The 18,704-nt window shown below is 69.1% G+C and carries 16 protein-coding genes, 2 tRNA genes and 1 other RNA gene; 13 read left to right on the top strand and 6 right to left on the bottom strand.

The features are described from left to right. Window positions 1-66: 66 nt before the first annotated feature. Window positions 67-3,522, bottom strand: a complete 3,456-nt coding sequence (locus tag DYE07_RS15195; RefSeq protein WP_237723803.1) for a DNA polymerase III subunit gamma and tau — start codon at window positions 3,520-3,522, stop codon at window positions 67-69. 160 nt (window positions 3,523-3,682) lie between these two features. Here DYE07_RS15195 and ffs point away from each other — a divergent pair. Further along, an RNA gene (ffs, locus tag DYE07_RS10195) (signal recognition particle sRNA small type) lies at window positions 3,683-3,777 on the top strand. On the opposite strand, the gene DYE07_RS10190 is transcribed toward ffs, so the two are convergent. Both DYE07_RS10190 and DYE07_RS10185 read right to left on the bottom strand, forming a co-directional pair. Further along, entirely contained in the window at window positions 3,774-4,397 is a 624-nt protein-coding gene (locus DYE07_RS10190; RefSeq protein ID WP_038569645.1) for a DUF5005 domain-containing protein, read from the bottom strand. The two genes, ffs and DYE07_RS10190, sit on opposite strands and share 4 nt — an antisense overlap. Window positions 4,398-4,446: 49 nt before the next feature. After that, on the bottom strand, window positions 4,447-5,802 hold the full coding sequence (locus DYE07_RS10185) for an MFS transporter (protein WP_083607409.1): 1,356 nt from the start codon (window positions 5,800-5,802) through the stop codon (window positions 4,447-4,449). Window positions 5,803-5,927: 125 nt separating this feature from the next. On the opposite strand from DYE07_RS10185, the gene DYE07_RS10180 reads away from it, so the two are divergent. Then, window positions 5,928-6,017 (top strand) — tRNA-Ser (locus DYE07_RS10180). Between the two features lie 155 nt (window positions 6,018-6,172). Then, on the top strand, window positions 6,173-6,982 hold the full coding sequence (locus DYE07_RS10175; RefSeq protein WP_172462986.1) for a LytR C-terminal domain-containing protein: 810 nt from the start codon (window positions 6,173-6,175) through the stop codon (window positions 6,980-6,982). Window positions 6,983-7,079: 97 nt separating this feature from the next. Here DYE07_RS10175 and DYE07_RS10170 read toward each other — a convergent pair whose 3' ends face one another. After that, on the bottom strand, window positions 7,080-8,642 hold the full coding sequence (locus tag DYE07_RS10170) for a helicase HerA-like domain-containing protein (RefSeq protein ID WP_040014646.1): 1,563 nt from the start codon (window positions 8,640-8,642) through the stop codon (window positions 7,080-7,082). 61 nt (window positions 8,643-8,703) lie between these two features. Between DYE07_RS10170 and DYE07_RS10165 the strand changes: the two genes are divergently transcribed. The 7 genes from DYE07_RS10165 (at window position 8,704) to DYE07_RS14525 (ending at window position 13,893) form a co-directional block, all read left to right on the top strand. Continuing rightward, entirely contained in the window at window positions 8,704-8,997 is a 294-nt protein-coding gene (locus DYE07_RS10165; RefSeq protein ID WP_006945312.1) for a hypothetical protein, read from the top strand. Beyond that, on the top strand, window positions 8,994-9,509 hold the full coding sequence (locus tag DYE07_RS10160) for a LytR C-terminal domain-containing protein (RefSeq protein WP_006945310.1): 516 nt from the start codon (window positions 8,994-8,996) through the stop codon (window positions 9,507-9,509). The genes DYE07_RS10165 and DYE07_RS10160 overlap by 4 nt, the downstream gene beginning before the upstream one ends. A 54-nt stretch (window positions 9,510-9,563) precedes the next feature. Further along, window positions 9,564-9,653: transfer RNA gene (locus DYE07_RS10155), tRNA-Ser, on the top strand. 609 nt (window positions 9,654-10,262) lie between these two features. Then, window positions 10,263-10,826, top strand: a complete 564-nt coding sequence (locus DYE07_RS10150) for a TetR/AcrR family transcriptional regulator (protein WP_006945318.1) — start codon at window positions 10,263-10,265, stop codon at window positions 10,824-10,826. A gap of 93 nt (window positions 10,827-10,919) precedes the next feature. Continuing rightward, window positions 10,920-11,648 carry a molybdenum cofactor guanylyltransferase gene (gene mobA / locus DYE07_RS10145; RefSeq protein ID WP_006945317.1) on the top strand — a complete coding sequence of 243 codons (729 nt, stop codon included), beginning with the start codon at window positions 10,920-10,922 and terminating at the stop codon, window positions 11,646-11,648. A gap of 9 nt (window positions 11,649-11,657) precedes the next feature. Further along, complete coding sequence (locus DYE07_RS10140) at window positions 11,658-12,629, top strand: NAD(P)H-quinone oxidoreductase (protein ID WP_006945316.1); 972 nt, start codon at window positions 11,658-11,660, stop codon at window positions 12,627-12,629. Between the two features lie 934 nt (window positions 12,630-13,563). Further along, window positions 13,564-13,893, top strand: coding sequence for a hypothetical protein (locus tag DYE07_RS14525; protein ID WP_147286923.1), 330 nt, complete (start codon window positions 13,564-13,566; stop codon window positions 13,891-13,893). A 53-nt stretch (window positions 13,894-13,946) separates the two neighbouring features. Here the strand turns inward: DYE07_RS14525 and DYE07_RS10135 are convergent, their stop codons facing one another. Together DYE07_RS10135 and DYE07_RS10130 are read right to left on the bottom strand one after the other, a co-directional pair. Then, window positions 13,947-14,369 carry a hypothetical protein gene (locus DYE07_RS10135; protein ID WP_147286922.1) on the bottom strand — a complete coding sequence of 141 codons (423 nt, stop codon included), beginning with the start codon at window positions 14,367-14,369 and terminating at the stop codon, window positions 13,947-13,949. Next, the gene (locus DYE07_RS10130; RefSeq protein WP_006943496.1) at window positions 14,362-14,565 is read right to left on the bottom strand and encodes a hypothetical protein; all 204 of its coding nucleotides are present in this window, start codon (window positions 14,563-14,565) and stop codon (window positions 14,362-14,364) included. Before DYE07_RS10130 ends, DYE07_RS10135 begins: the two co-directional genes overlap by 8 nt. A 261-nt stretch (window positions 14,566-14,826) precedes the next feature. Here DYE07_RS10130 and DYE07_RS10125 point away from each other — a divergent pair, with 261 nt between their 5' ends. The 3 genes from DYE07_RS10125 to DYE07_RS10115 are packed head-to-tail and all read left to right on the top strand — an operon-like array spanning window position 14,827 to window position 18,633. Next, window positions 14,827-15,597 (top strand): ABC transporter ATP-binding protein, encoded by a 771-nt coding sequence (locus DYE07_RS10125; RefSeq protein ID WP_006943493.1) that lies wholly within the window; start codon window positions 14,827-14,829, stop codon window positions 15,595-15,597. Next, a complete protein-coding gene (locus DYE07_RS10120) occupies window positions 15,594-15,932 on the top strand; it encodes a hypothetical protein (RefSeq protein WP_006943491.1) in 339 nt (112 codons plus the stop codon). Before DYE07_RS10125 ends, DYE07_RS10120 begins: the two co-directional genes overlap by 4 nt. A gap of 1 nt (window position 15,933) precedes the next feature. Continuing rightward, a complete protein-coding gene (locus DYE07_RS10115) occupies window positions 15,934-18,633 on the top strand; it encodes an FtsX-like permease family protein (RefSeq protein WP_115296911.1) in 2,700 nt (899 codons plus the stop codon). The last annotated feature ends 71 nt before the right edge of the window (window positions 18,634-18,704 follow it).

The raw sequence follows: 18,704 nt of genomic DNA, 5'->3' as shown, positions 1-18,704 counted from the left end.
AAGGCCTGGCATCCGTGACGGTCGCGCCACGCAGCGCTGCCACGACTTTCGTCAGCCCGCGTCAGGTCAGTTCGCGTCAGGGCCTTCTTCCTTGATGACCGTGCCGCCCAGTACCGACTTGATGATCGGCAGCCCGACGGCGTCGGAGTTCTCGATGTCCTCGTCGTCGACGCTCGCCGACGCATCATCGAAGCGGCCGCGCCCGCCCCGCTCGGCATCCTCCTGACGCTGCGCGGCCTCCCGCGCCGCCTTCTCGGCGCGCTGACGCGGCGTCAGCGCGCGCCCGTCGTCGACGGCGCCCTGCGTCGGCTGCGGCGCAGGCGCAACGCTGCCCGCCGCCGCCGAGTCGTGGGCCGCCTCGGCCTGCCCATCGCCGGCGCGCTCGCGAGCACCGGCTCGATCGCTCTCGCCCGAACGAGGCGGCAGCGGATCGTAGACGGCCTCGACGTCGGTCTCGGGCTCGTCCTCCATCCAGTCAGGAATGGGCTCCCCCGCGCTCGAGGGCGCACCCGCACTGTCGTCGACACCACTGGCACCGACGCCGCTGCTCGGGCCGCCGTTGTCAGCCGGCGACGCCTCGGCCGAGCGCCCCGAAGGATTCGCGCCCACCCTCGCGACGCCACCGGACGCGTCGCCCCTGTTCGAGGCGCCGTTGGCCGATCCCTGGTTCCGCGAGGATTCGTCCGCAGAACCGTGGCCGGCTCCGCGCATGCTGGGAGACGCGTCGTCGTTCGCCCATGACGGCGCCGGGCCGGCCTGCGCGCCCCAGTCGCCGCGCGAATCCGAACCCCACGCGCTGCTCTGCGCGGCGGCAGCCGCGAGGCCTGCGTCCTGGCGCGGCGAATCAGCCTCACGCGGCGCGACGCCCTCGGCGGGGTCGCCGGCCCGCGCCGGATCGACGCGGGCATGGCCGCCCTGCGCCCCGTTCCAACCGGTGCGATCGCGCCACCCACCGGGGCGTCCCTGGCCCTGACGACCCTGCTGCGGCGCAGCGGAGCGCGCTCCTCCCGAGGCGGGATCGCCCCACGCGTTCTGGCCGGACGCATCCTGCGTCGCACCACGCGAACCACCATCATGGCCCGGGCTGCCCTGGCGGCGAGCGTCAACACCCTCGCCACGGTGAGAGCCTGCTGGCACGTTCACACGCCCGTCAGCCGCCCCACCGGCGGACGACGAAGGATCGATCGACGCGCTGAACTGCGCCATCTCGTCGAACTGCGACCTGTCGTCGGGCGGCGCGTCATGCGGCGCGGGCTCGTCACCCCACGACCCGCCAACCGATGAGCCAGACTGCCCGCCACCCCCCGGGGGTCGGGACGAACCCTGCGCCCCCGAGGGGGCAGCGTTCGGCGACGACCATCCCCGCGCAGACTGCTGCGCGTTCGGCACCTCACCCGCGGGCGACGCGTTCGGCGACGACCACGTCTGGCGCGCCTGCGCAGCGTTGGCCGCCCCCTGATGACCCCCGCCCTGACCCGACGGCGCCGCGGCACCGGCCGTCATGGCGCGGGCTTCGACGGCGACGTCGACGCCGATCGCCTCGATGAGCGCCTGACGCACGACCTCCATGTGCTGCCCGCGACTCATCGTGCCGGCGAGGCCCTCGCTCGTCGCGCCCAGGATCAACCGGCGCCCGTCGAACTCGGCCACCTGAGCGTTCTGACTGAGCAGCGTCCACGTGACGCGCTTGATGCGGAAGATGCGGTCGAGCACATCGGGCCACGCCCGACGGATGTCGTCTGTGCTCATGCCTCCGCGCGCCGGCTGACCGCTCTCGCGCTCGCCGGAACCCTGCTGCGGCGACGACGCGCCGCCGGACTGCTGCGTCGCATCGAAATCACGCTGCGCGCGCTCTCGCTCGGCCTCGCTCACGCCTCCCGTGACGCTCTGCGGCTGCTCGACCCGCGCGTCGTCGCGCGCGGCCGCAGCGGCCCGCTGACCCTGCTCGGGTGCGGCCTCGCCGTGACCTGCCGGGCGAGAGGCACCCGACTGACCCGCGCGACCATCCCCGCCCTCAACGCCGGCGGTGTCAGCACGACCACCCCCCACCCCGGCACCCGGCGCGCGAGACAGATCGTCACCGGTCGACGAGTTCTCCTGCGCTGCACCGGCACTCGGGCTCTGCCATCTCGGTGTCGTTGCCGGCTGAGGAGCGCCCGCCGCCCCTGTCACACCCGCCGTCGCCGATGCGGCGTCCTCGGCGGAACCGCCCGAGCGTCCTGCCCTGTCAGCACTCGCACCCACCCCAGAGGCCGCGCCGGCGCTCGCGCCGACCCCGCCCTGCGTCGGCGCCGATGCACCGGCGGGAGGCATCGCCGGCGCATGTGGCACCGGCCCCGCGGCAGCACGAGGCGGCAGTTCGCCCATGTCGAGGCGACGTTCCATCCGGTCGAGTCGCGCCGCATACCCGTCGAGACCCGCGATGCCGGGCAGCAGCACGCGCGCGCACATGAGTTCGAGCTGCAGGCGCGGCGACGTCGCGCCCGTCATCTCCGTCAGGCCGGCATTGATGACGTCCGCCGCGCGCGACAGCGCCCCAGCACCGAACGAGGCCGCCTGCGAGCGCATGCGCTCCAGCTGGTCCTCCGGCACCGAGCGCAGCACGGCGCCCGCACCCTCGGCCACGGCCGCGACGACGATGAGGTCGCGTAGACGCTCGAGCAGATCCTCGACGAACCGTCGCGGGTCGGCGCCCGATTCGACGACGCGGTCGATCTGCCGGAAGACCGCCGCCGAGTCACCGGCCGCGAACGCCTCGATGATGCCGTCGAGCAGTTCGTCATCGGTGAAGCCGAGCAGGCTCGCGGCGCCGGCGTACGTCAGCCCCTCGGGCCCCGACCCGGCGATGAGCTGGTCGAGCACCGACAGCGAGTCACGCACCGAACCCCCACCCGCGCGCGTGACGAACGACAGCACGCCCGGCTCGTACGCGACGCCCTCGGCGTCGAGCAGCGTCTCCATGTAGTCGCTCAGCTTCTTCGGCGGCACGAGGCGGAACGGGTAGTGGTGCGTGCGCGAGCGGATCGTGCCGATGACCTTCTCCGGCTCGGTCGTCGCGAACACGAACTTCACGTGCTCCGGCGGCTCCTCGACGATCTTGAGCAGCGCGTTGAAGCCTTGCGGCGTCACCATGTGCGCCTCGTCGATGATGTAGATCTTGTAGCGGCTGCTCGCCGGGCCGAACGACGCGCGCTCACGCAGGTCACGCGCGTCGTCGACACCACCGTGCGAGGCCGCGTCGATCTCGATGACGTCGACGCTGCCGGCACCGCCACGAGCGAGCGCCACGCACGAGTCGCACACCCCGCACGGCCTCGGCGTCGGGCCCTGCACGCAGTTGAGGCAACGCGCGAGGATGCGCGCCGACGTCGTCTTGCCACACCCGCGCGGACCACTGAACAGGTACGCGTGATTGACGCGCCCCGTCCGCAGCGCCTGCATGAGGGGTTCGGTGACGTGCTCTTGGCCGATGACGTCGGCGAACGTCTCGGGGCGGTAGCGGCGGTACAGGGCCGTTGTCATGCCAGCAACACTAGTGGCGCGCGCCGACAACCCCGAGATTCCGCGGAGAACGCCCTACGAGCAGGCCAATCACGCCTCGTCCGACCACCCGTCCAGCGCCGCCCGGAGCGCAGACCACCCCACGATTACCGCCCTCGCAGCGTCCCCGGTAGACTCATGCCAAGCCCCCCGCGTGGTGGTACCTCTCCGAACTCCCCCAGGGCAGGAATGCAGCAAGGGTAGGAGAGCTCTTCCAGGTACGCGGGGGGCGCTCACGTCTCACAGGGCCCCAGCCGCGTCCCGGGCGTCATCTGACGTCGGGTTCCCCAGCCCGTCGCGCCGCGGTACTGCCGCCGCGCCATGTTCTCAATGTCCTCCGGACGCGTGCGCGCGACGTACACCTCGCGCCCGAAGCCGCCCGTCGGCGCACGGGTGCCGTACACGACGATCCACCCGTCATCGGCGACGCTCGCCGTCCCCCACGTCACGTGGTCGAGCGCGTCGTCGTCTGCGCTCAGCGCGACGGTCTCGAGGCGGCGCGCCGCCCCGCCGTCCGGCACGACGAAGCGCGTCACCGACGTGCCGAGCAGCGTGAACCCCCAGAACCCGCCGTGCCGCCTGATCGTGTTGGTGCAGACGAAAAGCTCGCTCCATCGACCGCGATCAAGGCTGATGACGCAGGTCGGCCACGCCGCCAACCGCTCGCCCGCAACACCGGGATCGGGGATGACGGCGCCGCCCGTCAGCACCTGCGCGAAGCACCCCCGCGTGCTGATGAGCATCGAGTTCAACACCATGGTCGCCCCGTGGCTGGGCGCGCGACGCGTGTCGCCGAACAGCCATACGACGCGTCCGTCGCCGAGCGGCGCGGCGTGACGGGCGACGCGTCGGGGCATGGCGTCAGGCTACGAGCCGCCGCTCATCACCGAAGGGGTTTTCACGCACCTACTCACCGCTCAGCTTGGCGCGCTGCACCTCGAGGGCCAGCTCGCCCGCGACGTCGGGTTCGCGCGGCGCGCCGAGCCCGTTGACGGCGGGGCTCAGGCGCCGTTCGACGGCGAGGGTGACGGCGGCCGCGCCCACGCATCCGAGGACGAGCGCGAGCGTGTACCAGCCGGCCAGGGCGTGCCCGATGAGCAGGCCCGCGAACGGCGGGCCGACGATCTCGGCCAGGTGGAAGGCTCCCGCGGAGGCCGAGTTGTAGCGCCCGCGCAGGGCGTCCGGGGCGAGGTCGTTGACCATGGCGGGCAGCGTCGGCTGCAGGAACGTCTCGCCGACGCCGAAGATCGCCGCCGACGCGCAGACGAGGACGCCGGCCATCGTCGCGGAGCGCTCCCCCGACCAGCCCGCGAGGCCGAGCACGGTCCACGACAGCGACCACAGGCCGCACATGAGCAGCAGCGCGCGCGTGCGCCGCCTGCCGGAGACGAGCCGCAGCACGAGGATCTGCACGACGACGATGACGGCCGTGTTCGCCGCGTACGCCCAGCCGAGCACCTGCGTCGAGACGTGCGCCACGCTGCGGGCGAAGGCCTGGAATCCGACTCCGAACTGCGCGTAGCCGATGAAGGCCGTGATGAATCCGAGCAGCACGAGCAGCCGCATGGTCGGCTCGCGCAGCACCTGCGCGTAACCGCCGCGCGGCGCGTCGCCGTCAGGGCTCGAGGGGTGCTCGACGCGTCCGCCGTGGTGTCGCAGCGGACCCAGGTACAGCGCGAGTGGGACGAGGAACGTCGCGGCGTCGATGACGTACACGAGCTCGAACGTCGACGGCCGCGTCACGTCGACGATGGCCCCGCCGAGCACCCCGCCGATGCCCATGCCCAGGTTGAGCAGCGTGAAGTTGAGACCGAAGAAGAACTGCCGTTGGTCCGACGGCATGACGCTTGCGACCATCGCCTGCACGGCCGGGAAGATCACCCCCGTCGCGATTCCGGAGAGCGTCAATGCCAGTGCGGCCCGCCCGACGTCGTGCGCCCCGGCCATGAGCAGTTGCCCGGTGATCTCGAGCCCGACGGCCGTGATGACGACGCGACGCGCACCGACACGATCGATGACGACACCGCCGGGGCCGACGGCGAGCAACCCGACGATCGCGGGCAGGGCCAGCAGGATGCCCGTCACCTGCAGGCTGAGGTGGCGCACCTCGTGCAGGTAGGTGACGCCGAACGGCATGATGAGGCCGGTGCCGACGAAGTCGAACACGATGCTGACGAGCATGAGCTTGGCCGCGAGCGGCAGGTCGCTCCAGCGCACACGGGCTGCGCGGGTGTCGTCGGGGCTCGTGTTGTCGTGCGTCACGCCCCCCATGGTGACAGCCCGCACCGACGAGCCCCTGCGCACCCGTCGTTCCCCGGCTGTTCCCTCGACGCTGCTTGCACCGCCCGACTTGGGCGCATGCGCCGCGGTGCAGTACAGTTCTCGGCGGAGGATTCGCATAGTGGCCTAGTGCGCACGATTGGAAATCGTGTTGGGGATGAAACCCCTCATGGGTTCAAATCCCATATCCTCCGCCACACGTGATCGATGCCCCGCCCGGTTCGCCCGGCGGGGCATCGTCGTGTCTGCGCGCCGAGGGACGGTCGCCGTCGGCGTGGGTGCGCGGCCCGCCGTACACTGGGCACTTCCGGGGGTGGTTCGTCGTCGTGCGAGCCGGGTCGAAAGGATCGTGATGATGCGCCGAACCGCCAGCACTGCAGCGGTTTTCGTCGTTGCCGCAGGTGCGTTGACGGGGTGCTCGAGCGACAAGCCGAAGCAGGCTGCGCCGACGTGCCCACCCGGCAACCCGTCGCCGTCACGCACGGTCGCGTGGTCGAGCATCTACGCCAACGTCTACAACGCGAGCGACCGCAGCGGTGAGGGTGCCACCGTCGCGAAGCAGCTCGGCTGGCGCGGCATGCACACGCTGGACGTCAAGAACGACCCGTTGAGCGACGATCGTCCGACCCCCAAGTTCGCCGAGATCCGGTACGGCAAGAACGGCCGCACGATCGCGCTCAACGTCGCCAAGCAGATCCCCCACGCAAACCTGTATCAGGACGAGCGCACGGATCCGACGATCGACATCGTCATCGGCAACAAGTTCTCGCTGACGCCGCGCCCGCCGCGCGCGGTGAAGAACGTCTCCGTCACCGTCCTCAACACGACGTTCATGCCGGGCCTCGCGGCGGACGTCGCCGGTCAGCTCGGCAAGCAGGGTTTCCACGCGGATGCCGAGGCGAACGACAAGGCGTACTACCCGGACGACTCGGCCGTCATCGTGTACGACGAGGAGGGCCTGCCCGACGCGCAGCGCCTGCAGATGAGTATCCCCGGTTCGCGGTTGCTGCAGGACACGCAGACGAAGGGCGCTGTCGACATCAAGGGTTCGGCCGTGCGCCTGTATCTGGGTTCGAAGTGGCCGACGAACGGCAAGGTCGTGCCGTTGTCGCAGGCGACGGCGTCGCCGAGTCCGTCACCGTCAGCGTCGGGCGGCTGCTGAGGGAAACAAGCTCCGGCAGGTGGAAGTCACACGAGGGACGCCCTGGTCGGGCGTCCCTCGTGTGCCGTGGGTGCGCGCGTCCCTGGTGCGCCGATCGTCAGCGTCGGCGGGCGGTGCCGAAGAGGCTGCGGGTGATCTCGCGGCCGATCTGGGTGCCGGCGGAGCGCATGAACGACTTGAAGGCGGAGGAGTGGACGACCTGGCTGACCATGCCGGGTTCTTCCTTCTCCTTCTTGGCGGGCGCGTGGGGCGCTTCGGGAGCGGGTGGGTTCTGCGTCGCGTCCGCGTCGTTCCCCGCACCCGCTGTGTCGGGCGTCAGGCGTCCCTGCAGTTTCTCGTAGGCCGATTCGCGGTCGATCGCTTCGGAGTACTTGGGTGCGAGCGGCGACGACGACACGATGCGGTCCATCGTCTCGGGTGAGGCCGGGCCCATCTTCGACGTCGGTGCGAGCATGCGCGTCCAGGCGACGGGCGTCGGGGCGCCGGTCTCCGACAGCACGGTGACGATCGCTTCGCCGGTGCCGAGCGTCGTCAGCAGCTCTTCGAGGTCGTAGCCGCTCTTGGGGAAGGTGCGCACGGTCGCGGTGAGCGCCTTCTGGTCGTCGGGCGTGAAGGCGCGCAGCGCGTGCTGGACGCGGTTGCCGAGCTGGCCGAGGACGCCGGACGGCACGTCCTTGGGCGTCTGGGTGACGAAGAAGACGCCGACGCCCTTGGAGCGGATGAGGCGGACGGTCTGCTCGATCTGGTCGACGAACGCCTTGCTCGACTCGTCGAACAGCAGATGCGCCTCGTCGAAGAAGAACACGAGCTTCGGCTTGTCGAGGTCGCCCGCTTCGGGCAGTTCCTGGAAGAGGTCGGCGAGCATCCACATGAGGAACGTCGAGAACAGTGCGGGCTTCTCGGCCACGCTCGGCAGTTCGAGGCAGGTGATGATGCCGCGCCCGTCGGCGCCGGTGCGCATGAGGTCGGACGTGGCGAACTCGGGTTCGCCGAAGAACACCTCGGCGCCGCCATCGGCGAACGCGATGAGGTTGCGCAGGATGACGCCGGCCGTCGCGGAGCTGAGCCCGCCGAGGTTCTTGAGGTCGGCCTTGCCCTCGTCGGACGTCAGGTGCGTGATGACGGCGCGCAGGTCCTTGAGGTCGAGCAGGGCGAGCCCGTTGGCGTCGGCGTAGTGGAAGATGAGGCCGAGGCTGGATTCCTGGGTTGCGTTGAGCCCCAGCACCTTCGACAGCAGCGTCGGGCCGAACGAGGTGACGGTGGCACGCACAGGCACACCCTTGCCCTCGCCGCCGAGGCTGAGGTATTCGACGTCGAAGCCCTTGCCCTCCCACGCCTGCCCGACGTCCTTCGCGCGGGCGGCGACCTTGTCGTTCGACTCACCCGGTTCGGCGAGACCGGACAGGTCGCCCTTGATGTCGGCCATGAAGACGGGCACGCCGTTGGTGGCGAGCTGCTCGGCCATGAGCTGCAGCGTCTTGGTCTTGCCCGTTCCGGTGGCGCCGGCGATGAGGCCGTGGCGGTTCATCATCGACAGCGGCAGGCGCACCTGCACGTCGGGCTTGGCGGTGTTGTCCTCGACGGCTGCGCCGAGCTCGAGGGAGGCGCCGTCGAAGGCGTATCCGCTGCGGATGGCTTCGAGCTGATTCTTTTCGGTCACGTCGTGAGCGTATCCGCCCGGCGCGTGCGCGCCCAGCACTGTCGGCACATAAAATAGGGCCGTGATCTTCAAGGCCGTGGGCGATTCGCGCCCCTACCCCGACCATGGCCTCGTCACGCCCAAGGACTGGTCGCCGGTGACGCCTCGGGTGGTGCGTCTGGCGGATCTGACGACGACTCGTACGACGCTCGATCTGTCGGCGCTATTGTCGGAGGATTCGACGTTCTACGGCGACATCTTCGCGCATGTCGTCGCGTACGAGAACGAGTTGTACTTGGAGGACGGTCTGCATCGCGCCTTGCGGGCCGCCTTGCAGTCGCGCGCCACCTTCCACGCAAGGGTCTTGTCCCTATGAGTTATGTCCGCGACAACGGTCTCGCTCGGGCGCGCAAGCGTCGCGAGCGCCGTTCCATCGCCATCCTCGTCTTCTGCGCGCTGCTCGTGCTCGGCGCGATCGTGTTCGCGGCGACGTTCATCTCGTCGCCGAGCAAGCAGAACGGCCCGTGCCCGAACGGGACGGTGAGTTCGGCGCCGCCGGAGATCGCGTCTTTCACGCTCAACGTCTACAACGCCAGCGGATCGAAGGGTGCGGCCGGAACGGCTGCGGAGGCGTTGCGCACGCACGGGTTCAGGATGGGTGTCGTCGGCAACGACCCGTATCAGCACAGCGAGGACGGTGTCGGCGAGGTGCGTTTCGGCCCTGACGGCGCGGCGCTGGCGAAGCGGTATGTCGCGACGTTGGTGCCGGGCGCGAAGCTCGTGCAGGACGGGCGTGACGGCAACAGTGTGGATGTCGTCGTCGGTTCGTCGTTCCCGACGATCGCTGCGGCGCCTGCGTCGCCGTCGCCGTCGCCGGTGTGCAAGTGACGGTTCGTTCATCTCGTTTTTGCTCCGACGCATCGCTGTTGTAATGTTCTTACCGGTGGCGTGTCCGAGCGGCCTAAGGAGCACGCCTCGAAAGCGTGTGTGGGGGTAACTCCACCGTGGGTTCAAATCCCACCGCCACCGCCAGAGATGCGGAAGACCCCCTCCGGGATCAGCGACGAAGTCGCCCCGGAGGGGGTCTTCCGCATCTCTGAATGAGCACGGGGGATTTGGGAGGAGGCAGGCGGCAGCGAGCGAAGCGAGCTCCCGCCCCGCCGACGGAGTCCCACCGCCACATGACGCACACGTGACACGCACTTGACCCACCCTCGACGCGTCGCTGACGCCACACCGGCCGCACCTGCGACCCACCACCTGCCGTACTCAAGACGACGCACCGCCAGCGTCATCGACCGGAGTTGTGACGCAATATTCTCGCGGCTGTAGCAACTCCACCACACTTGGTCACGTGTCCAGCTACGATGGCAGCGCTGAACAACCAGGCAGCACGCAACCCACCCCTGTGGGGGAGCACAAACTCCCACCGAACGGGCACAGTTCTTTACACGAACGCGTGGGCTCTTCACCCTCGCCCGCGTGCATCGTCCTAGTTATCGACCGTCGGCCCCAGGCGAAGCACCCCCGCAGAACAAAAAGAGCACAGACGGTGTATAAAGTGTTCAAGGAGCGAACGTGGGTTCCCTCCTGTGCAACATGGGTTTTCTGCAAACCCTGAACCTGCCTGAAGGAGCTCCGATGCCGTCGCCCGTCAGAGATCGTATGATCTCCGGTGCCCTCGACCTGCTCGCCCGCCGTGGCCTGCAGGCCACCTCGTTCGCAGAGGTGACGCAGGCGACGCAGACACCGCGCGGCTCGATCTATCACCACTTCCCCGGCGGCAAGCAGGAACTCGTTCTCGCCGCCATCGACCTCAACGCCCAGCAGTGGCTCGACGTCGTGGCGTCGGTCGAACGTCGTTCGCCTGAACAAGTCGTCAGCGAACTGCTCGGCCGCCTGCGGACCTACCTCGACGAGACGAAGTTCGAGGCCGGCTCGGCCGTCGGCGCGGTCACCGTAGCTGCCGAGAACCCGACGCAGCTCGAACACTGCCGTGCAGCGTTCGACGCGTTCAAGGGTGGCCTCGCGAAGGCCCTGACCGACTGCAGCGTCACCACTGCCGCAGCGCGCGAGTACGCGAGCCTGCTCACGAGCTCGATGATCGGCATGACGATGACGGCCCGCTCAGCTCGCAGTTACGACGGTTTCGACGCGAGCGCCCGCCAGCTCGTCGACAGCGCGCGTCGCCTGCCGCGCAGCTGACCTGAACGCCACCTCGCCGGGATCACCCACCTGCGACGGCGCGATGACGTCGTGTCGCACCCACCGCCCGCTCGCGTCCACGACGATGGACCCATGACCTCGCACGAGCCTTTCGACGAGCACGCCTCCCGACCCAACGGCACCGATTCGTGGCTGAGTGGCGCCGCCGCAGAACCGGCAGGCCGGCGGGCGGGCAGGGGCAGCGCAGGCGACGAACGGCCCGATCTGAACCTGTCCGTCACGGCCGTCGTGCTCGCCGGCGGCACGTCGCGGCGCTTCGGCGGCGCTCAGGACGACAAGCTGGACGTATCGCTCGGCGCCCGCAGCGTGCTCGATTCGACGCTGGCCTCGCTCCCGACATCATGGCCCGTCATCGTCGTCGGTCCGCCGCGCGCGATCCGTCGCGAGCAGGTCACCTGGGTGCAGGAGGATCCGCCCCTGGGCGGCCCGGTCGCTGCCCTGGCGCGGGCGCTCGACGTCAGCACCGGCGAGTGGATAGCCCTCGTCGCCGGCGACACGCCCCGGGGCGGCCATGCCCTCCCCGGCCTCCTCGACGCGGCGTTGACGATGCGGGCGACCAGCACGTCCTGCCTCGACGGAGCGGTCGCCGTCGTCGATGGCCGTCGTCAGCCGCTTCTCGCGGTGTATCGCGCCGATGCCCTGGCCGCGGCCTGCGAGGCGATCGGGAACCCTGCCAGCGCGTCGATGCGTGCGTTGCTTGCATCCCTCGCTCTCGCTGAGACCCCCGTCGACCCGGGCGACGCCCGCGACGTCGACACCGTCGACGATCTGGCGTTTCATCGTGCGCGGGGCGCGTCGTAGGGTCGAGGAATGAAGGCGATCATGCTGTCCGAATTCGGTGACGAGAACGTCATGACCCTTGCCGAGGTGCCCGATCTGCCCGCGCCCGAGGGCGACTCGATACGCATCAAGGTCGCCGCTGCGGGTGTCAATCGGGCGGACCTGCTGCAGCGTCAGGGGCACTATCCGCCGCCTGCCGGAGAATCCGACGTCCTCGGCCTCGAAGTCTCCGGCACGATCGACGCGCTCGGGCCCGACGTCGTCGGCTGGCGCGTCGGTGACGAGGTGTGCGCGCTGCTTGCGGGCGGCGGCTACGCCGAGTACGTCAACGTCCGCGTCGGCCAGGTGCTGCCCGTGCCGCGCGGCGTCGATCTCATGACGGCCGCCGCGTTGCCGGAGGTGGCCGCGACGGTGTGGTCGAACGTCGTCTTCACCGCTGACCTGCAGCCCGGTGAACTGCTGCTCGTGCACGGCGGCAGCAGCGGCATCGGCACGATGGCGATCCAGTTGGCGACGGCGCTCGGCGCGCGCGTCGCCGTCACCGCCGGTTCGGCCGAAAAGCTCGCCGCATGCAAGGCGCTCGGCGCACAGATCCTCATCAACTACCGCGAGGAGGACTTCGTCGACGCCGTCGCGGCAGAGGGTGGCGCCAACGTCATCCTCGATGTCGTGGGCGCCAAGTACCTGAGCCGCAACATCGACGCTCTCGCGCCCAACGGCCGGCTCGTCATCATCGGCATGCAGGGCGGGGCCAAGGCCGAGCTCGACCTCGCGAAACTGCTCGCCAAGCGCGCCCAGGTGACGGCGACGTCGCTGCGTTCGCGTCCGCTCGCGGAGAAGGCCGCGATCGTGCGCGAGGTGCGCGACACGGTGTGGCCGCTCGTCGAATCGGGCGCCGTGCGGCCTATCGTCCACGCCACCTACCCGCTCGCGCAGGCAGCGGACGCGCACCGCGAACTCGCCGCGTCGGGGCACATCGGCAAGGTGCTGCTCACGCTCTGAGCGCGGCACGCTCTGCAACGGGGTAAGCGGAGTGACTGGGCGGCCGGGTGCGGGGTGCGCCGGCCCGGCGCACCTCTGGGAGCTGCGATCCCGCATGACAGGGTTTCAGCCCTGACCTGAGCATGCGGAACCCCGTGGGGCATGCGTCGACGCCTTCCTCCTCCCCTCGCTGACCTCCACACCCGACGCCCCGTCACCCGTCGATTCAAGGCCCCCCTTCAAATCTCCCCGCCGCGTTTCCCCCTTCCCCAGCCCCTGACCTAGGTATGCTGCGAAAGCCCGAAGAATTGACCTAGTGAGAGCGGTTGTCATGTCAACACGTATGCGCATCGCAGCAACAAGCCTGCCCTCGTCTTCGGCGTGTCTCTTGTGACGCCGACAGCCCTGGCGGCTGAGAAGCCCGTGCCCGCAGCTCAGAGCTCAACCGACCGCTCTAGCGACGCAGAGTGCCTTGACCAGTTCCTCAAGGGTGGCGAGGCGAAGGCAACGCCCTTCATCCAGGCGAGCAGTCAGGAAGAAGCAATCAAAAAGCTCAATGACTACCAATGTGGAAAGGGCGCATCGGTACGTTTTACAACACCCAACTATGGGCCTTGCACGCTAAACCCCGGTGCAGTTTACCTGCGGAAGGAATATGACTAAAAGGCTGCGGTAATAAGCCTATCACGACATGCACCACGCCCGTAACATCTATCACTCACGCTGAAGAGATTCACTACAAGTGGTATGCGTGGCGGAAGAAGCCCGGCGGCACAACGATGTCAGGTGGTCGCAATATCGCAAAGCTCGAGCAGAAGAACGTGGTGAAGACCTGCAAGGGAACCACGAACACCACGTTTATTGGTTCCACGCTCGGTACGATCGTTTGGAAAAACAAGACCTACTACGCGCGGTCCTACACGAAGGTTGCTCAACTGAAGCGCACGATGTAGGCATGATCGCAGTCTTCGTAGACGGCTTAGCCAAGGTCGCACTCACGTCGGAAGACGAGCTTCTGAAGATCCTTGATAGCAACAAAAATCTTAGGACAAGAGTCTCATGGGAAGACTTGGACCTAGCCGGTGCAGCTCGGATTGAGAATAATCTGTACATTTGGGCTGCTGGAGACCTGAACGAATCGCCAGCGATTGCTTCAGCCCATGCAACATCAGAAGAAGCGACCGCCTGGATTGAAGATGACCCGATGAAACAATCTGGGTATTCAGCCGAAGTTCTGAGCCTCATTCGCCTGCCGATCGATGATCTCACCCAATTAGAGGTCTGACGTAACAGTGGAGGGGTAAGGCAGGTTTTCTGCCTTACCCCTCCACTGTTTTCTCACTCCGGCTCAACCGGGGTCCAGTGCAAGATCTTCATGTTCACCGGTCTCGTGCCGCCCATCCACGCATCGATCAGCGCGGCGTTGAAGGTCGCTGCGGCTTCCTCGTACTCCTGCGCTTCGATGCACGCGGCCACGGTCTCCATCTCAGACGCGTCGAGAGGGACGGTCGTCGTGATGTGCGTACGGTCTTCGATCGACGATGCTTTACCGCCCGTGTCGATCTCGACCTTCACCGTGCCTGGGATGGTGAAATGGCGCATCGCTGCCATGCGGTCCGCCTGGACTTTCCGCGCACCTCCCATGCCACGCTGCACGGCGGTGCGGCGCTTCTCTACGACCGGTGAGGCTTTCGCGAGCGGCATAGGGTTGCCGTCGCGATCGGCAGTCTTGGCCCATCGCTGCGCCTGACGATCACTCACGCCGGCCCACTGTGCCGCCTTCTTGATCGCCGCTGCGTGCGCGCTTCGCCTCGCCATTCACGCGGGCGAGCTCGCGTCGCTTCTGGCGGGGTGTACGGGCCTTGCTCAGACGCTCAGCGAGCTGGGCTTCCGCCTCGAAACGCGCGCGACGTTCGGCGCGCTGCGCGTGGTTTCGCACCATCTGCGGCACGGTCATGGCGCACCCCGACGCCCCGTCGCCCGCCGGCCCCAAGCCTCGACGTGCTACGACACCCCCGGCACATGCCGCGCGGCGCGCCTCACCCGACACGCCCGACACACCCACCGGCGCGTCATTCCCCCACAGCACCCACATACCCGGTATACATGTGAATACCGGGTATGCATACTGCGTATGCGGTAAGGGAACGGGAGCGTGACGTGCGCCGTCGACACATCGTCGGCGGCGCACGTCAGGCCTCACGAAGGGAAATGAACGATGACGCAACCAGCCCTCGAGCTCGACGGCGTGAGCAAGGTGCACCCCTCACCCGCGGGTGACGTGCACGCGTTGAAGGACATCAGCCTCGCGCTGTACCCGGGCGAACTCGTGGCCGTGATGGGCCCGAGCGGTTCGGGCAAGTCGACGTTGCTCAACATGGCCGGGGGCCTCGACGCGCCGACGAGCGGCGATGTGCGCATCGGCGGTGCGAGCATCGTCGGCGTCGGCCAGAAGGAGATGGCGAGTCTGCGCCGACGCAGCGTCGGGTTCGTCTTCCAGGACCTCAACCTCGTCCCGGCGCTGACGGCGGTCGAGAACGCCTCGCTCCCCCTCGAACTCGACGGCATGGGCCTGCGCGCCGCCCGCGCGGCCGGCTTCGAGGCGCTCGACGCCGTCGGCCTGGCCGACCTCGCCGACCGCTACCCCGAGGAGATGTCGGGCGGCCAGCAGCAGCGCGTCGCGATCGCGCGCTCCCTCGTCGGCGAGCGCCGCGTCGTGCTCGCCGACGAACCGACGGGCGCGCTCGACTCAGTCACGGGTGAGGAGGTGCTCATGGTGCTGCGTCAGCGCTGCGACGCGGGCGCCGCCGTCCTGCTCGTCACGCACGACTCGCGGCACGCGTCGTGGGCCGACCGCATCGTCAACCTGCGTGACGGCGCCGTCGTCGGCATCGTCGGCGACGAACCCGAGCCGTTCGGGGCGAGCGCCGTCACCCGCTCGCACGGTGCGACGAGTGTGACATCAGCAACGACGGAGGGCCGGGCATGATCACCGCGTCCGACCACCTGTCCCGGGTGCAGGAGCTCGCCGTCGTCAGCGTGCACACGTGGGTGCAGGGCTCGCCCCCGTCGCACGTGACGACGAAACCGGCCGAATCGTGGCTCGATGCGACGCACGGGCCGGCGCTCGAGGGCGTGTTCCTGTCGACGCCGGCGCTCGTCGTCCTGCTCGTCGGCATCATCGCCGTTGCGCTCGTCATGGCGGTGCGGACGGCCGGCGCGACGCGCGCGTCGCGTCCGGCGATCTCGCACCTGGCCGCACCTGCCAGTCGTGGGTCGCGCAACTCATCGGCGTCGGACGCCTCGCGCGCAGAGGGTCGTTGAGATGGCCTCCCCCCTCGCCGGATGGCGGCTGCCGCTGCGCCTCGCGTGGCGCGACATCATGCGTTACAAGGGCCGCTCGGCGCTCGCTGCGCTGCTCATCCTGCTGCCCGTCATGGCCCTGGCGACGATGCTCGCCTTCATCTCGACGTTCGAGATCAGCCCTGACGAAGAACGCGCCCGCGCCGTGGAAGGGCTCGGTGGCCTCGTCACGGTGTCCGCCGAGAAACCGGGCGTACCGATGCCGGCAGCCGGACGCGCCGTCACGACATCGAAGCCTCCGACGGCTGCTGAGGTGAGCGATCAGGCGGGCGTTGCCGCGCTCGAGGCCCACCAGGAAGGTTTCGTGTTCGCCGCCACGCAGGAGACGACGTCGGGTGGGTTCACGTCGACGTGGGGCACCGTCATGCTGACCGACGCCACCTCGCCCCTGCTCGCACGCAAGGCCACTCTCGTCTCGGGGCGCCTGCCGTCGAAGCCGGGTGAGGTCGCCGTCACCGAGTACGGCAAGAACATGGGGTTGCCGACCGAGGGGCCGATGCAGGCGCGCTCTGACTCCGGAAACCCGTCCGACAGCAAGACGGTGCACGTCACCATCGTCGGCACCGTGACGACGCCGTTCGCGGATGTCGCCGCCGTCGGGCCGGTGCCGACGGGGTACAAGCCGAGCTCGTCACCGGGGTTCCTCCTCGACGACACGCGCACGTTCTCGGCCGATGACGTCGAGCAGTGGCACCGATTCGGCCTCGACCTGACGACCCGCGACAACGTGTCCGCGCAGGCGAGCGCCTATGACGTGAATACGACGGGCGATTCGAGCATGGCCTTCGCCATCGCCGTCGCGACGATGGCCTTCGTCGCCGTGACGGCACTGCTCGCCGGCCCGGCGTTCGCGGCCGGCGCGACGCGTCAGCGTCGCAGCCTCGGGCTCGTCGCGGCGAACGGCGGCACCCGCGCCGTCCTGCGCCGCATCGTCCTGGCCAACGCGATGATCCTCGGTGCGCTGACCGCGCTCGTCAGTGCCGTCCTCGGCACCGCGCTCGGTGTCGTGGCCGCGAAGATCGCCTGCCGGCAGGTGACGACCCTCGATGCGCCCACCGACATCCGATTCAGCTGGATCGTCGGCCTCGTCGTCGTCTCGACGCTCGCCGCGCTCATCGCCGCGTGGGTGCCCGCGCGGGCTGCGGGTCGTACCAACCTTCTGCAGGCCCTGCGCGGGCAGGTGTCGGCGCGTGTCGTCAAGCGTCGACTGCCGACGATCGGCGTCATCGCCGTCGCGGCCGGCACGCTGTGCCTGTTCTTCGCGACGCAGCGAGGGGGCGACGGGTCGTCGATGAGTGAGGAGGGGCAGACCGCCCTTGCGTACATCGGCGTGCCGCTGTTCTTCGGCGGCGCGGTGCTCGCGGTGCCGTACGTGCTCATGGTGACCGGCAAGCTCGCCGGTCACCTGCCCCTGACGCCGCGCATCGCGGTGCGTGAGGTCAGCCGTCAGCGCACGCGGGCGACGGCGTCGATCGGCGCGGTGCTCGCCACCGTCGCCGTGTGCACGGGCGTCAGCGTCTACGGCGCGAGCGAGGACGCGTACCTCGCCAAGACGTACACCCCGTCGATGCCGATGGGTGAGGCGGCGTTCGTCTCGAGCTCTCCCGGCTCGCGGACCAGTGAGGCGGACGACAACATAGCCATCGCGGCGATCCGCAAGATCGTCCCCGGCGCCGCGGGTGCGTGGACAGTGGGCGCCGGAGACTTCATGCCCCGCTATCTCGCAGGGAAGTGCCCGGCGAAGGGCTCCGGTCAGGACGCCGCCGCCGCGGCCGTCAGCATGCTCGGCGTCGACGAGGCCGGCATGAAGCTCATGGGCCTCGATGCCGCGACGCGAGATGCTCTGAAGCGAGGTGAGTTCCTCCACGTCGGGCCATCGACGAACGACAGCCTGGGCGTGGCGGGATGGGGCCCCCAGTCGAGCGCCACGACGATCAACGACGGCAAGGTCACGCTGGCCGCGGTGCAGTGGAAGAACGCCGAACTGCCGGAGGCGACCGTCGCATCCTGCTCGCCCCTGACGGTGCCGGCACGCCCCGTGTCGTTCGACGCCGCGTTCAAGCTCGCTGGTTCGACGCCGAACTCGCTCATCGCGACGCGCGAAACGCTCGCGAAGCATCACATGACGGCCCATCTCGCGGCGATCACCGTCGCACCCGAGGGTGGGGTGAGCAAGAAGCTCGAAGGTCAGCTCAAGGCCACCTCCCCGATCGACATGTCGTTGATGGTGGAGCGGGGCTATTCGAGCCCGATCCTCGTCATCCTCGGCGTCATGACGGCGGCGCTCGCGTTCGTCGTCCTGCTCACGACGATCGTGTCGACGCTGCTCAACGACGCCGAATCGCAGGCCGATGCCGCGACGCTCGCGACCGTCGGGGCGCCCACGGGGATGCGGCGGCGCATCGTCGGCGCGCACGCGGCGGCGATCGGCGTCATCGGTGCGCTCATCGGCATCGCCGTCGGCATCGCGCCGGGGCTCATCCTGGCGCGGGCCTCGACGAACCACATGATGGACGAGCGGACGCACCAGCTCAGCGGCGGCACGTACGCGATCCCATGGTGGTCGCTCGCGATCATGCTCATCGCGGTGCCACTCGTCGCAGCGCTCGTGTCGATGCTGTTCGCACGCCGCAAGCCGGTGCTGACGAGGCGCGAGCGGTGAGCGTCATGCGCGACTCGCGCCGGGTTCGGCGGGTTCGGTGGGTTCGGTGGGTGGGCGCGCCGCGTCGTACC

Source organism: Dermacoccus nishinomiyaensis, from assembly GCF_900447535.1.
Lineage (GTDB): Bacteria > Actinomycetota > Actinomycetes > Actinomycetales > Dermatophilaceae > Dermacoccus > Dermacoccus nishinomiyaensis.
The sequence above is the reverse complement of the archived record's forward strand: the minus strand, read 5'-3'. Positions and strand labels throughout refer to the sequence as shown.

Excerpts from the sequence above, each read along its gene's own strand:
- DYE07_RS15195 (WP_237723803.1), bottom strand. The coding sequence starts at position 3,522 with ATGACAACGGCCCTGTACCGCCGCTACCGCCCCGAGACGTTCGCCGAC.
- DYE07_RS10140 (WP_006945316.1), top strand. The coding sequence starts at position 11,658 with ATGAAGGCGATCATGCTGTCCGAATTCGGTGACGAGAACGTCATGACC.
- mobA (WP_006945317.1), top strand. The coding sequence starts at position 10,920 with ATGACCTCGCACGAGCCTTTCGACGAGCACGCCTCCCGACCCAACGGC.
- DYE07_RS10115 (WP_115296911.1), top strand. The coding sequence starts at position 15,934 with ATGGCCTCCCCCCTCGCCGGATGGCGGCTGCCGCTGCGCCTCGCGTGG.
- DYE07_RS10125 (WP_006943493.1), top strand. The coding sequence starts at position 14,827 with ATGACGCAACCAGCCCTCGAGCTCGACGGCGTGAGCAAGGTGCACCCC.
- DYE07_RS10160 (WP_006945310.1), top strand. The coding sequence starts at position 8,994 with ATGAGTTATGTCCGCGACAACGGTCTCGCTCGGGCGCGCAAGCGTCGC.
- DYE07_RS10175 (WP_172462986.1), top strand. The coding sequence starts at position 6,173 with ATGATGCGCCGAACCGCCAGCACTGCAGCGGTTTTCGTCGTTGCCGCA.
- DYE07_RS10120 (WP_006943491.1), top strand. The coding sequence starts at position 15,594 with ATGATCACCGCGTCCGACCACCTGTCCCGGGTGCAGGAGCTCGCCGTC.
- DYE07_RS10150 (WP_006945318.1), top strand. The coding sequence starts at position 10,263 with ATGCCGTCGCCCGTCAGAGATCGTATGATCTCCGGTGCCCTCGACCTG.
- DYE07_RS14525 (WP_147286923.1), top strand. The coding sequence starts at position 13,564 with ATGATCGCAGTCTTCGTAGACGGCTTAGCCAAGGTCGCACTCACGTCG.
- DYE07_RS10130 (WP_006943496.1), bottom strand. The coding sequence starts at position 14,565 with ATGACCGTGCCGCAGATGGTGCGAAACCACGCGCAGCGCGCCGAACGT.
- DYE07_RS10190 (WP_038569645.1), bottom strand. The coding sequence starts at position 4,397 with ATGCCCCGACGCGTCGCCCGTCACGCCGCGCCGCTCGGCGACGGACGC.